Consider the following 14,040-nt stretch of genomic DNA (forward strand, 5'->3'; position numbering starts at 1 on the left):
GGCGATGCTATCGGGCATAGACTGGCTGTTGGCCCATGTCCCCGACGACAGCGGCATCATCCATCCGCTGATCGCATTGGCGTTCGCGCTGCTGCTCCACCTGGCCGCCGCCGGGTGCGCCCGCTTCATCGGCCCCCGCCTCCAGCCGCGCGCGCAGGTCATGGGACCAGCCTTCGCCCTGCGGCTCCGGGCGATGCTGCGCTATGCCATTTCCGCCCTGATGATCGGCATCGCCGCCGCCTTCTGGCCCCATGATTCGGTCGGCCACCTGGTCCTGGGCATCGGCCTTGGCCTCTCGGTCGCGCTGCTCGCCGTCTATGCGCTGCGGACCCTGGCCATTCCCCGCTGGGCGGTATTGCCGCTGGCGCTCCTGCTGTTCCTCAGCATCGTGTCGGGCACCAGTGGCGGCCTTGCCCCGGTTGGCGCAATGCTCGACACGGTCGGCATCAGCCTTGGCAAGCGGCGCATCACCCTGCTTGGCCTGCTCTCCATCGCCGCCACCTGCGTCGCGCTTTTTGCGCTCGTCCGCCTCGCCAACCGGCTGATCGGGCGATCGATCGACCATACGCAGGGCTTCGACCCGACCCAGAAGCTGCTGGCGCAAAAGCTTGCCGCGATCGCCGTCATCGTTGCCGCCTTCTTCATCGGCGTCGACCTGCTGGGCATAGACCTCACGGCCTTTGCCGTCTTTTCCGGCGCGCTGGGCCTGGCCGTGGGCTTTGGCCTGCAAAAGACGTTCGGCAACCTGATCGCGGGGATCATCCTGTTGATGGATCGCTCGATCAAGCCGGGCGACGTCATCGTTGTCGGCGACAGTTTCGGCTGGGTGAACAAGATCGGCGTCCGCGCCGTCAGCGTCATCACCCGCGACGGCAAGGAACATCTGATCCCCAACGAAAATCTGATGACGCAGGAGGTGGAGAACTGGTCCTATTCCAACCGGAATGTGCGCGTCCGCATTCCCGTGGGGATCAGCTATGATTGCGATCTTGCGCTGGCGCAAAGCCTGATGCGGCAGGCCGCGCTCGATTGCCGGCGCGTGCTGCGCGAACCCGAACCCAATGTCTGGCTGATCGGCTTTGGCGACAGTCGCGTCGATCATGAGATTCTGGTGTGGATCAGCGACCCGGAAGGTGGCGTCAGCAATGTGAAGTCGGACGTCCTCAACCGGCTGTGGCACCTGTTCAAGGATAATGGGATCATCATTCCCTACCCCCAGCGCGTAATACACGCCGCCCCGGTGCGCCCGGCCTCGCCCGGCCCCGACCTTTCGTCCACCTCGTAGCTTTACGGGTCGCGCCAGCGCGCCCGCCCGCCTATATGGATGCCATGTCGATCCTGCTGCCAGCCCTCGTCCTTCTAGCGACCGTTATTGCGATGGAGGGCTTTGCCTATGTCATGCACCGCTGGGTGATGCACGGGCCGGGCTGGTTCCTGCATGCCAGCCACCATCGCCCGCGTTTGGGAATGTGGGAGGCCAATGATCTCTATTTCGTGATCTTTGCCCTGCCCTCCATCATCCTGCTGCTGGGCGGGGTGCAATGGGGCTGGGGCAATCTGGCCACCGCCTGCGGTGCCGGGATCGCGGCCTATGGCGCGATTTACCTGGGCTTCCACGACATCATCGTCCACCAGCGGGTGAAGAACCGTTATGTCGCCCGTTCTCCCTATATGAAGCGCATCGTGCAGGCGCACCGGCTGCATCATGTGGTCGAGACCAAGGAAGGCACGGTCAGCTTCGGGTTTCTCGTGGCCCCGCGCCCGGAGGATCTGAAACGCGAACTTGCCAGCCGCAATCGGGCGGGCGTGCGGACAGCGAGTGGCGCGGCGAAAGGCAGCTAACACAACATCCGTTCGTTTCGAGCGTAGTCGAGAAACTTGCGCTGAACGTTTCTCGACTACGCTCGAAACGAACGGAACAATGTCTATTTACTCCGCCGCGTCCGGCAACGCCCGCAGCGCCTCGGCCGAAGCTGGATCACGCACCAGCGCATCGACCGGCGCCAGTTCCTCCAATTCCTTGCCACCCGTCTCGATATTGAGGTCGCGCAGCTTGCGCCCGGTCACCAGCACCCGGCTTTCGAAGCTGCCGACAAAGGCGTTATAGTCGCCCACCGCGCCGTGCAGCCGGTTGCCAAGCTTCTTGAGCGATGCTGCCGCCGCCGCCAGCCGCTCATATAATTCCTTGCCCAACTGCCCGACCTGACGCGCCTGATCCTGCAACTTGGCCTGCCGCCAATGCCCCGCCAGCGTGCGCGCTAGCGGCAGGAAGGTCGCAGGGCCGCAGATGATGACCCGGTTCTTCGCCGCCCGTTCCCACAGGTCCATGTCCGCCTCCAGCGCGGCGGTGACAAAATTGTCGCCCGGCACATACATGATGACGAAATCGGGCGCCTTGTCGAACTGCTCCCAGTAGGCCTTGCGTCCCAGCGCGTCGGCATGGGTCCGCATTGCGCGGGCATGGTCGGCCATATGCGCGTCGCGAAGCGCGGGATCGACCTGATCGACGGCATTGAGATAGGCGACGAGCGAACATTTGACATCGACCACCATCTGCTGGTCGCCGGGCAGGCGGATGATGAAGTCGGGGCGCAAACGGCCATCCTCGACCGTCACCGATACTTCCTCGCTGAAATCGACGAAGGGAGACAGGCCCGCCGTTTCGATCAGATTCTTGAACTGCTGTTCGCCCCAGCGACCCCGCGTCTTGGGCGCGGCGCGCAGCGCATTGACCAGCTTGGCGGTCTCTTCGCGGACCTGCCCCTGCCCCAGCTGCACCTGGTTTACCGCCTCGCGCAGCTCGGCATAGCTGCCGACGCGATCCTTCTCGACCCGCTGGAGGCCTTCCTCATAGCGTTTGAGCGTCGTTTCGACCGGGGACAACAGCGTCTTGAGCTGCGCCTCGCTCTTCTCGTTCGCCTGGGCAAACCGCTGGTCAGCGCGATCGAGGAAGGTCTTTTGCGCTTCCCCCAGCAGCTTGCCGCCAATTTCGCTGAACTGGGCCGACAATTGCTCCTTGGCGTCGCGAAGCGCCACGATCTGCGCTTCGAACGCTTCCGCCCGCGCCTGCGTATCCGACTGGAGCGCCGCCAGGTCGCGCAAGGCCGCCTCGCGCTCGGCCTGCGTGGTGTCGAGCCGCTGGGCAAGCGCGGCCTGCGCCGCTTCCAGCCGCTGCGCCGATGCCGCCGCCTGCGCCACCCGCTCCTTCTCCACCGCCAGTTCGCTGATCGCTGCGTTGCGCTGACTGACCGCCATCTCCAGTCGGCCCGCAAGGTCGGTTTTCTCCGCCATCAGCGGGCCAAGCGTCTTCCCGCGCAGCAGCCAGCCAACCGCCAACCCGATGAGCAACGCAACGACAATCAACAGGATTGGCAGGATTTCCATGAGCAGCCCTTTTGGAACGAAAAGGGAACTTAGCGCCCTTCGCCAGACCCTGCAACCACCCGTCGGCGAAAGTCGGCCAGTCGCGCAACCGCCTCATCCAGCACAGCGTCCGCCTTGGAAAAGCACAGACGGACCAGATGGGTGACGGGTTCATCGGGATAGAAGGCGGAGATCGGGATCGCCGCGACCCCGGCGTCGCGGACGATGCGCTCGCAAAAGGCGCGATCGTCCATGGCGATGCTGCTGGCGGGCAGATCGACGCAGACGAACCATGTCGCCTGGCTGGGCAACAGGACAAACCCTGCCGCCCGCAGTCCCGTTACCAGCCGGTCACGCGACGCCTGATAGTCTGCGCGCATCGCGCCGAACCATTCGACCGGCTTGGCCAGCCCCTTGGCAACCGCCCATTGCAGGTTCGGCGGGGTGGTGAAGGTGAGGAATTGGTGCGCCCGCGCCAGCAGCGTGACAATCGGCGGCGCGGCGCACATCCATCCGACTTTCCAGCCGGTCAGGGAGAAAATCTTGCCCGCCGATCCGATTTTCACCGTCCGCTCGCCCATGCCCGGCTGCGCCATCAGCGGGTGGTGGCGCAAGCCGTCAAAGGTCAGATGCTCCCACACCTCGTCGCATATGGCGATCAGGTCGCGATCGACACAGAATCGCGCCAGCAGCGCCAATTCGCCGTCGCGCAGGACGATGCCGGTCGGATTGACCGGATTGTTCATCAACAGGAAGCGGGTGCGGGGCGACGCCGCCGCCTCCAGCGCCGCCTGCGTGATGCGCCACTCCGGCGGGGTAAGCCGCACGACCTTCGCCACACCGCCAGCCCGCTCGATCAGGGGCAGATAGGCGTCGTAAAGCGGGGCCAGCACCAGCACCTCGTCGCCCGGCTGCACCAGCGCCAGCAGGGTCGCGGCAATCGCCTCGGTCGCACCGGACGTCACGATGACGTCCTGCGGGGTCAGCGCCAGACCTTGATGGGCCGCATAATGGCTCGCCACCGCAGCGCGCAGTTCCGGCAGACCAGCCATGGGCGGATATTGGTTGGACCGGCTGAGCAGCGCGTCGGCCGCGACGTTCAGAATATCCGCCGGTCCCGGCGTGTCGGGAAAACCCTGTCCCAGATTGATCGCCCCGGTTTCACGCGCGAGCGCCGACATCTGTTCGAAAATGGTGGTCGGCATGTCCCGATAGACGGGATGGCCAAGAGCGGCGCCGGTCATGTCAGTCTCCACCGCTGCGGCAGCTTGCGCCAACGGGTAAATCGGTGCCGTCCGATTATTCCCACTCGATCGTGCCCGGCGGCTTCGACGTATAGTCATAGACCACGCGGTTGATGCCCTTGACCTCATTGATGATCCGGGTCGCCACGCGGCTGAGGAAAGCTGCATCGAACGGATAGATATCCGCCGTCATGCCATCGGTCGAGGTGACGGCGCGCAGGGCGCAGACGCTGTCATAGGTGCGCAGGTCGCCCATCACGCCAACGGTGCGGACGGGCAGCAGCACGGCGAAGGCCTGCCAGATCGCGTCATAGAGCCCCGCGTTGCGGATCTCCTCCAGATAGACCGCGTCCGCCTTGCGCAATATGTCGCAGCGTTCCTTGGTCACTTCGCCGGGGATGCGGATGGCGAGGCCAGGGCCGGGGAACGGATGGCGACCCACGAAAATTTCGGGCAGGCCCAGTTCCCGGCCCAGCACGCGCACTTCATCCTTGAACAGTTCGCGCAACGGCTCGACCAGCTTCATGTTCATGCGTTCGGGCAGGCCGCCGACATTATGGTGCGACTTGATCGTCACGCTGGGGCCGCCGGTGAAGCTGACGCTTTCGATCACATCGGGATAGAGCGTGCCCTGCGCCAGGAAATCGGCCCCGCCGATCTTTGCGGCCTCTTCCTCGAACACGGCGATGAATTCGCCACCGATGAACTTGCGCTTCTTTTCAGGGTCGGTGAGGCCAGCCAGGCCGCCCAGAAAGCGATCCTCCGCATTCACATGGACCAGTTTGATGCCATAATGTTCGCGGAACAGGGTAACGACCTGTTCGGCCTCGCCCAGCCGCATCAGGCCATGGTCGACGAACACGCATGTCAGCTGGTCGCCGATCGCTTCGTGGATCAACACCGCCGCGACGGCACTGTCGACACCGCCGGACAGGCCGCAAATCACCCGGCCAGAGCCAACCTGCGCGCGAATATCGGCGATCTTGGTCGCGCGAAACTCCGCCATGGTCCAGTCGCCTGCCAAGCCGCAGACATGACGGACGAAGTTGGCGAGCAGCTTGCCGCCATCGGGGGTATGGACGACTTCGGGATGGAATTGGGTCGCATAAAAGCGCCGGGCTTCGTTGGCGGTGACGGCGAAGGGCGCACCCTCGCTGGTGGCGACGACCTCAAAGCCGTCGGCCAATTGAGTCACCTTGTCGCCATGGCTCATCCACACCTGATGCTTCTCGCCCGGCGCCCAAAGACCGTCGAACAAAGCGCAGGGCTTTTTCACCTCGATGAAGGCACGGCCAAACTCGCCGCTCTCCCCGCCTTCGACATTGCCGCCCAGCTGCTGCATCATCGTCTGCTGACCATAGCAGATGCCCAGCACCGGAACGCCCGCGTCGAATATCGCCTGCGGTGCGCGGGGACTGTCATCCCACATGACCGAAGAAGGGCCGCCCGACAGGATGACGCCCTTGGGCTGCATCCGGGCGAAGGCTTGTTCGGCGCTGTTGAAGGGGGCGATTTCGGAATAGACCCCGGCTTCGCGCACGCGCCGGGCGATGAGCTGGGTCACCTGGCTGCCGAAGTCCACGATAAGGATGGAATCCTGAAGGGGCAGCGTCATCGAATCGCCTTTATATCGAGCGGTGGAAGGGATTCGCGCCCGGTTAGTCGTCCCGCCCCGATATGTCCAGTTTTCGCGACCTATGCGGTATCGGCATCCAGTCCACGGCCTGCCGCCCAGCCCAGCAATGCCGCGCTGCCCAGCACCGCCGCCGCAATCAGGAATGCGCTGCCGATGAAGGGCAGGGTCGGATTGCCGCCAACCGACAGCGCGTAAATGCCGCCGAAGAAGAGGGGCGATACGATACCTGCAATACTGCCCACACTGTTGTTCGCGCCCTGCAACTGGCCCTGTTCGGATTCGGACACGCGCTGCGTCATCAGCGACTGGATCGTCGGCATTGCCAGCCCCCACAGCGCATTGGGCAGCATCGCGGCGACAAACAGCCAGCCGGTCGGCGCGAGCCCCATGCAGGCGATGCCGACCGCACCGAAGGCCAGGCCCGTCACCATAGTCGTCCGGTCGCCCAGCCGCTTGACCACGGGACCGACCAGCAAGCCCTGCACGCCCATGTCGAGCAAGCCGACCAAGGCGAGCAGGCTGCCGACCTGCCACGCGCCCCAGCCATAACGATCCCCGGCATAGAGGACGAACACGGCGGAGAAGAGATGGTGGGCGAAATAGAGCAGGAAATTGACGATCGCCAGGCTCGACAGTTCCGGGTGAGACCGCAAAAGGGTGAGCGCGCCGAATGGGTTGGCGCGGGCCCATGAAAAGGCCATCCGCTTTTCTTGCGGGAGCGATTCGGGCAGGACGACCAGACCATAAAGGAATGCCAGTCCCGACAGACCAGCCGCCGCCCAAAAGGGCGCGCGCAGCGAAATCTCGCCCAATATGCCGCCCAGCAGCGGCCCGGCAACAAAGCCGCCGCTGAATGCCGCCCCGATCAACCCATAGCCGCGCGCGCGATCTTCAGGTCGGGTGATGTCGGCCATATAGGCAAACACGGAGGTGAAGCTGGACGAGGTGACCCCCGCCAATATGCGCCCCAGAGCCAGCCACCATAGATTGGGCGCGACGGCCATCAGCACATAATCGAGCGCCAGACCGCACACCGACAGCAGAATGACGGGCCGCCGCCCGAAACGGTCGGACAAGGACCCGATAATCGGCGAGCAGATGAACTGCATCCCCGCCCATAGCGCTACAAACAGGCCATTCCACAGGCCAGCCGCGCTGCTGGAGCCGGACAGGGATTCGATCAGTTGCGGCAGCACCGGGATGACGATTCCCATCGACATGACGTCGAGCAGCGCCGTCACCAGGATGAAGGCGATGGCCGCATTGCGGCGGGGAAGGAAAGGAGCGGGCATGGGCAACCGCCTAGAGCGGATGGACAGTCATGCCAAGCGGTCGGTGCGCGGCAACGGCCCCAGCCAGAGGCTCCACGCCAGCAACAGCAGGCACCAGCTACAAGCCACCCACAAAGCGCCAAGGTCCATCCGCCCAAACAGCACAGCCCCGGCCACTGCGCCTGCGACAAGACCCAGCCAGAGCAACAGATGGGGCAGCCAGCCAAACGCCGGGCCACCGGTCACGGCGCTGGCCAACGCCTGTCCGAGCTTCACCAGTGCGCCGGTCATATAGGTGACGCCAATGCTTACCTCGCCATCACGCTGGAACATATTGTTCACAGCGCCCATAGCCGCCGCCATCAGCAAGGTCAGACCATCCCCGACTGATCCGGCCAGCGATGCCGCGATGGTCAACAACGCCAGCACCAGTGCCAGCACAGCTTGCTTGCGCCACCGTCCGGCCATCCGCGCCAGGAGCGCGCCGACAAATACCCCGCCGACAAAAGCGCCGATCAGCCCGGCGGCCGCCCATGCCAGCGTCGGCTCTGTCGCGATGCCCACTGCCATTCGGGTCGAATTGCCGCTCATGAACGACACGAAGAGCCCGCCCAGTTTGAGCAGACCCAACGCATCGACCATCCCCGCAAGCGCCGCCAGGCCAAAGGCCAGGACATGGCGCGACGGAGGGTGACGACGCACGGCCGCGGCCTAGCGCATCACGACATCGCGGCTCAGATAGACCTCCGCGACGCGGCCATCCTTGATCGTGCAGGTGAAGCGGCGGGTCGTGCCGGTTGGAGCGCGATAGTTGGCGCGCGATTCGACCTCTCCGTCGATATTATACCCGCCTTGGGCGGCGCGCGGCTCGTCGATGCGCCGCACCTCGGCATAGCCGCCATTCTGGCCCTGCGCTTCATCGCGCGCGGCGACGGCGCAGGCGTCCGTCATCTGATCCTGATCGCCATAGGCGGCGGCGACATCGGAGAAATCATCGTCGCGCCGGACATCCGCGCCATAATCCGTGCCATCGACCGGCGGGGGAGCCGCGGCGTCACTATTGCGCGCTGCCTTCTTGTCCTTCGACATGGAAGAGGCGACGATCGCCACCGCACCGATCAGCGCTGCAACCCCGACGGCATCGCCGAAGCCGAAGCCATTGCCGCGATCGCGATGGTGATGATGGCCCCAATTGCGGTCATAACGCGGACGCGCCTGCGCCGGACCTATGCTGCCAACCAGCAGCGCCAGTCCAACCAGCGATCCTGTCATCCAGCGCGTCTTGCCCATGCCTGTGTCTCCTGCGGTCAAACGGTATCTATCCGCGTCCGGCTGTCGCGCGGCTGAACGATTATTGCGGATCATCCCTGATCTGCAAACCCGTGAATGAGGCCAGAAAGGCATAGCTGTCGGCATATTCGTCGATCAGCTTGTCGATCGGCTTGCCAGCGCCATGGCCGGCGCGGCTTTCTACCCGTAACAGGTGGGGCTTGCTGCCCACATCGGCAGCCTGCAAGGCGGCGGCATATTTGAAACTGTGGGCGGGCACGACCCGGTCGTCAGTATCGGCCGTGGTGACGAGGATCGCGGGATAGTCCTTACCCGACAGGATATTGTGATAGGGCGAATAGCCGTAGAGCAGCGGAAAATCCTCCGCCCGTGCCGGCGATCCATAATCGTCCACCCAGTAACGCCCGGCCGTGAAGCGGTCAAAGCGCAGCATGTCCATCACGCCCACGGCTGGCAGGGCGGCAGCGAACAGGTCGGGACGCTGGTTGACTACTGCGCCGACCAGCAGGCCGCCATTGGATCGCCCCTCGATCGCCAGGCCATCCGGCGTGGTATAGCCATTGGCCTTCAGATATTCGGCCGCGGCGATGAAATCGTCGAACACATTCTGCTTGTTCGGGCCACGGCCAGCCTCATGCCATGCCTTGCCGAATTCACCGCCGCCGCGCAGATTGGCGATGGCATAAACCCCGCCCTGTTCCAGCCAGGCCAGCCGCGTCGCCGAATAGCCCGGCGTCAGGCTGATGTTGAAGCCGCCATAGCCATAAAGGATCGTCGGTGCCGCAATCGCCCGGTCCGCCAGCGCCTTTTTGCGGATCACGGTCATGGGCACGCGGGTGCCGTCCTTTGACAGATAGCTAATCTGTTCCACCCCGAATTCATCCGGATTGAAGGGCAGGTCGGGCTGGGCGAACAACTGGCTTTGCAGGGTGGATGTGTCGAAGCGATAGATGCTGGACGGGGTGGTGAAGCCCGAAAAGCTGAAAAACGTCTCCGGGTCGCCATCGCGCCCACCAAAACCCGCCGCAGTCCCCATGCCGGGCAAGGGCACGTCGCCTACCTTGCGCCCATCCAGTTCGACCAGTTCCGCAATCGTTTCGGCCTGCGTCATATAGGCGAGGATCAGTCGGCTGCCGACGAGCGAGCCGCCCGCCAGCGTATCGGCGCGTTCGGCCACGACCTGTTGCGGCCTGCGCCGGGGCTGCGCCGCATCGAGCGTCACGACTTTCAGATGGGGCGCATGATCGTCGGTGATGAAATAAAGGGTCGACCCCCGACTCCCAATCAGCCGCCAATCCTGTACCGGCCCCTTCACCAGACGCCGAGGCTTAACCAGCCCGCCGTCGAGCGCCGCGACATGGATTTCACGGCGCGGGTCGATCCCCTGAAACGAACTGATCACCAGCCAGCGCCCGTCGTTGGTGACCTGCGCGGTATGGCTCAGTTTCGGCCGGTCTGGCGTGGCGTAGATCAGTTGATCCTGCGCCTGCGCGGTGCCGACGCGATGATAGAAAAGCTGCTGATCTTCATTGGCGGCCCTGAAAGCCGTATCTCCCTGCGGCGCAGGGTAGCGGGAATAGAAGAAACCCTCGCCACGTCCGTCCCAGGCCAGGGTCGAAAATTTGACCCAGTCTATCCGGTCTTCCAGCACCTTCCCCGTATCGACATCCAGCAAACGCAGGGTCCGCCAATCGCTGCCCGCTTCCTGCACGGCAAAGGCCAGGGTCCGGCCGTCCGGCGAGGGAGCCCATTCGGCCAATGCGCTCGCACCATCCCTGGCCCAATCATTGGGATCGATCAGTAACCGCTGCGGGCCGTCCAGCCCTTCACGTACGTAGAGCGGGGTCTGGTTTTGCAGCCCCTTGTTATAACCGTAGAAATAGCGCCCGCCGGCCTTGCGCGGGACCGTGTAGCGGCCATGCGACAGCAACGCCTGCATCCGCGCCTTCAGCGCCGCCCGGCCCGGCAGGCCGTCGATATAGCGGCGGGTCAGCGCATTTTCCTGCGCCACCCAGTCGCGTACGGCCGGGTCCGCACGCAGATCATTTTCCAGCCAGCGATAGGGATCGGCGACCTTTACCCCGAAATGATCCTCGACCAGATCAAGACGCCTGGCGATGGGGTAGCGCAAGCCATGCCCAGCCGCGTCGATGGCGACCGTTTCCGGCCCCGCAACGACCGGGCTGGCCGCCAGCAGCAGCGGCAGCAGGAACAGGCGGGCCGTTGCGCGCATCCTCTTTTTCGTCTCTTTTTAACCAGAACAGGCCGTGGCTCCTAAAGAGCCACGGCCTGTCGGTAAAGCATCCAGTCCTCCCAGGGAGGACCGCACTCAATCAGGCAGCTTCATATTCATCTTCGTCGGCGGTCTGCACCGGGCCGCTATCCTGCCCCTTGGCGCTGACGTCGCGGTCGACCAGTTCGATGATCGCGATCGGCGCGGCGTCCGACGCGCGGATGCCAGCCTTGATCACGCGGGTGTAACCGCCGTTACGATCCTTATAGCGTTCGGCCAGAACCTCGAACAGCTTGGCCAGCTGCGCATCGTCCTTCAGGCGAGCATCGGCCAGGCGACGGTTGGACAGGCCACCCTTTTTCGCCAGCGTGATCAGCTTTTCCACATAGGGGCGCAGTTCCTTCGCCTTGGGCGTGGTGGTCAGAATCTGCTCATGCTTGATCAGCGAAGCGGCAAGGTTGCGGAGCAGCGCGACGCGGTGACCGGTGGCGCGCTGAAGACGACGTTGACCCATTCTGTGACGCATAGTTCATTCCTTCGTTCGTTAAGGGCCCGTTTCAGGTAGCCCAGACCAGGCGGTGACGTGGCCGCCATTTGTTCGTCATTCCCGCGAAGGCGGGCACCCATCTCCGACCCCATCCCCAAGCGCAAGGCCGGGAGATGGGTACCCGCCTTCGCGGGAATGACGGAGCTTTTTAGCCCAGCAGCTCTTGCTCGAGCTTCTTGGCCATTTCCTCGATATTTTCAGGCGGCCATCCAGGGATGTCCATGCCGAGGCGCAGACCCATGGACGACAGCACTTCCTTGATTTCGTTCAGCGACTTGCGACCGAAATTGGGCGTACGCAGCATCTCGGCTTCGGTCTTCTGGACCAGATCGCCGATATAGATGATGTTGTCGTTCTTGAGGCAGTTGGCGCTGCGGACCGACAGTTCCAGCTCGTCCACCTTCTTGAGAAGGTAGCGGTTGATCTGGTTGGTGTCGCTTTCGCCTTCCGACGCCGATGCGACCGCATGGCCACCCTGCGAAGGCGCGGCGGTGGGTAGCGCGTCCTCGAAATGGACGAACAGCTGGAGCTGGTCCTGCAGGATGCGCGCGGCAAAGGCGACCGCATCCTCCGGCGTGACGGTGCCGTCGGTTTCGACGGTCAGCGACAGTTTGTCATAGTCCAGTTCCTGGCCGACGCGGGTATTGTCCACCTTGTAGGCGACCTGACGGACCGGCGAGTAGAGCGCGTCGATCGGAATGAGGCCGATCGGCGCGTCTGCGGGACGGTTGGCGACGGCTGGGACATAGCCCTTGCCGACATCAGCGGTCAGTTCCATGTTCAGCGTCGCGCCCTGGTCGAGGTGACAGATCACCAGGTCCGGGTTCATCACTTCGATGTCGCCGACGACGCTGATGTCGCCAGCCTTGACCACGGCAGGACCGGTAGCCGACAGCTGAAGCCGCTTGGGACCATCGCCTTCCATCCGCAGGGCGACCTGCTTGATGTTGAGGACGATGTCGGTGACATCTTCACGCACGCCAGCGAGCGACGAGAATTCATGCAGGACGTTCTCGATCTTGATCGAGGTGACCGCCGCGCCCTGAAGCGAGGAAAGAAGAACCCGGCGTAGCGCGTTGCCAAGCGTCAAGCCGAAACCGCGCTCCAGCGGCTCGGCAACGAAGGTCGCCTTGCGCTTACCGTCGCTGGTTGGCTTGATTTCCAGCGCGTTGGGCTTCTTCAATTCCTGCCAGTTCTTCATGTTGACAGTCATGTACTTCCCCTGGGGATGTGGCCGAAACGCTTATGATCCTGGACCCGACAGGACGTTGCGGCCGATGCAGACGGGTAACGGGCGGCGCGTCCGCCGCCCGCCATATCGCTCAGCCGAATTTAGACGCGGCGGCGCTTGGACGGACGCACACCGTTGTGCGGGATCGGCGTTACGTCGCGGATCGAGGTGATGTGGAAACCGACGGCCTGAAGGGCGCGCAGGGCCGATTCACGACCTGAACCGGGACCCTTGACTTCGACTTCCAGCGTGCGGACGCCATGTTCGGCGGCCTTGCGACCGGCATCTTCCGCGCACACCTGAGCGGCGTAGGGGGTCGATTTGCGGCTGCCCTTGAAGCCCATCATGCCAGCCGAGGACCACGAAATCGCGTTACCCTGGGCATCGGTGATGGTCACCATGGTGTTGTTGAAGCTGGCGTTGACATGTGCCACGCCGGCCGAGATGTTCTTGCGCTCACGGCGCTTAATGCGCTGGGGTTCGCGTGCCATTTTGCTCTATCCTACTCGAAATACTGACAAAAGAAGTCGGGAGGGCACGGCCGCAAGGCCCGCCCTCTGGCGCTTACTTCTTCTTACCGGCGATCGCCTTGGCCTTGCCCTTGCGGGTGCGGGCGTTGGTGTGCGTGCGCTGGCCGCGAACCGGCAGCCCCTTACGATGACGCAGGCCGCGATAGCAGGCCAGGTCCATCAGGCGCTTGATGTTCATCGCGGTGTTGCGGCGAAGATCGCCCTCGACGGTCAGGTCAGCGTCGATCGTTTCACGGATCTGGAGCACTTCGGCGTCCGACAGGTCCTGCACGCGACGGCTGTGGTCGATGCCCAGCTTGTCGGCGATGTCTACGGCGGTCTTACGGCCGATGCCGTGAATGTAGGTGAGCGCGATGATTACGCGCTTGTTGGTCGGGATGTTAACACCCGCAATACGTGCCATGGTCAATTAATCTCCTGCTCCACGGGGCGATTGGCGTCACCCCATCTCAAAGCGTCAGGGCCGCGACCCCATGGCGTGGGACCGCAACCAATGTATAGCCCCGGACGCAAAAAAGACGGCCAGTGCGCGAAGCACTGCCGCTCACCAGCGTGTCGGGATGTGCGCGCCCTAGCGATTCGGCCGGACGGTGTCAATATCGGCGCGGCAAGCAAACGCGTCGGCCCGGCCTGCCCCCGCGGCTCTTCCGCTCATCCTTTTCCAGTTGAGCCGCCTGCGCCGGGCGGGCATGGGA

At 64.0% G+C, this 14,040-nt stretch carries 13 protein-coding genes; 2 read left to right on the plus strand and 11 right to left on the minus strand.

Going from position 1 to position 14,040, the window contains the following annotated elements; all coding sequences use genetic code 11:
• The first annotated feature begins 4 nt into the window (after window positions 1-4).
• Window positions 5-1,285, plus strand: a complete 1,281-nt coding sequence (locus FE851_RS13740; RefSeq protein WP_095686965.1) for a mechanosensitive ion channel family protein — start codon at window positions 5-7, stop codon at window positions 1,283-1,285.
• Between the two features lie 44 nt (window positions 1,286-1,329).
• Window positions 1,330-1,842: a sterol desaturase family protein gene (locus tag FE851_RS13745; RefSeq protein ID WP_186378818.1), complete on the plus strand. Its 513-nt coding sequence runs from the start codon at window positions 1,330-1,332 to the stop codon at window positions 1,840-1,842.
• 87 nt (window positions 1,843-1,929) lie between these two features.
• Here FE851_RS13745 and rmuC read toward each other — a convergent pair whose 3' ends face one another.
• The 11 genes from rmuC to rpsM form a co-directional block, all read right to left on the minus strand.
• Window positions 1,930-3,384, minus strand: coding sequence for a DNA recombination protein RmuC (gene rmuC / locus FE851_RS13750; RefSeq protein WP_145203205.1), 1,455 nt, complete (start codon window positions 3,382-3,384; stop codon window positions 1,930-1,932).
• A gap of 29 nt (window positions 3,385-3,413) precedes the next feature.
• Complete coding sequence (locus FE851_RS13755; RefSeq protein ID WP_145203208.1) at window positions 3,414-4,607, minus strand: aminotransferase; 1,194 nt, start codon at window positions 4,605-4,607, stop codon at window positions 3,414-3,416.
• Between the two features lie 55 nt (window positions 4,608-4,662).
• Window positions 4,663-6,222: a glutamine-hydrolyzing GMP synthase gene (gene guaA / locus FE851_RS13760; protein ID WP_017181724.1), complete on the minus strand. Its 1,560-nt coding sequence runs from the start codon at window positions 6,220-6,222 to the stop codon at window positions 4,663-4,665.
• An 80-nt stretch (window positions 6,223-6,302) separates the two neighbouring features.
• Window positions 6,303-7,535 carry a TCR/Tet family MFS transporter gene (locus tag FE851_RS13765; protein WP_145203211.1) on the minus strand — a complete coding sequence of 411 codons (1,233 nt, stop codon included), beginning with the start codon at window positions 7,533-7,535 and terminating at the stop codon, window positions 6,303-6,305.
• Between the two features lie 27 nt (window positions 7,536-7,562).
• On the minus strand, window positions 7,563-8,216 hold the full coding sequence (locus FE851_RS13770; protein ID WP_145203214.1) for a YoaK family protein: 654 nt from the start codon (window positions 8,214-8,216) through the stop codon (window positions 7,563-7,565).
• Between the two features lie 9 nt (window positions 8,217-8,225).
• Complete coding sequence (locus FE851_RS13775) at window positions 8,226-8,804, minus strand: hypothetical protein (RefSeq protein WP_130751744.1); 579 nt, start codon at window positions 8,802-8,804, stop codon at window positions 8,226-8,228.
• Window positions 8,805-8,865: 61 nt separating this feature from the next.
• Complete coding sequence (locus tag FE851_RS13780) at window positions 8,866-11,037, minus strand: prolyl oligopeptidase family serine peptidase (protein WP_145203243.1); 2,172 nt, start codon at window positions 11,035-11,037, stop codon at window positions 8,866-8,868.
• A gap of 100 nt (window positions 11,038-11,137) precedes the next feature.
• On the minus strand, window positions 11,138-11,563 hold the full coding sequence (gene rplQ / locus FE851_RS13785) for a 50S ribosomal protein L17 (RefSeq protein WP_026002152.1): 426 nt from the start codon (window positions 11,561-11,563) through the stop codon (window positions 11,138-11,140).
• 169 nt (window positions 11,564-11,732) lie between these two features.
• Window positions 11,733-12,797, minus strand: a complete 1,065-nt coding sequence (locus FE851_RS13790; protein ID WP_006967377.1) for a DNA-directed RNA polymerase subunit alpha — start codon at window positions 12,795-12,797, stop codon at window positions 11,733-11,735.
• A gap of 119 nt (window positions 12,798-12,916) precedes the next feature.
• Complete coding sequence (gene rpsK, locus FE851_RS13795; protein ID WP_004208752.1) at window positions 12,917-13,306, minus strand: 30S ribosomal protein S11; 390 nt, start codon at window positions 13,304-13,306, stop codon at window positions 12,917-12,919.
• 73 nt (window positions 13,307-13,379) lie between these two features.
• The gene (gene rpsM / locus FE851_RS13800) at window positions 13,380-13,748 is read right to left on the minus strand and encodes a 30S ribosomal protein S13 (protein ID WP_019051841.1); all 369 of its coding nucleotides are present in this window, start codon (window positions 13,746-13,748) and stop codon (window positions 13,380-13,382) included.
• Window positions 13,749-14,040: the final 292 nt, after the last annotated feature.

Source organism: Sphingobium sp. B2 (assembly GCF_007693735.1).
In the GTDB taxonomy this organism is placed as follows: Bacteria; Pseudomonadota; Alphaproteobacteria; order Sphingomonadales; family Sphingomonadaceae; genus Sphingobium; species Sphingobium xenophagum.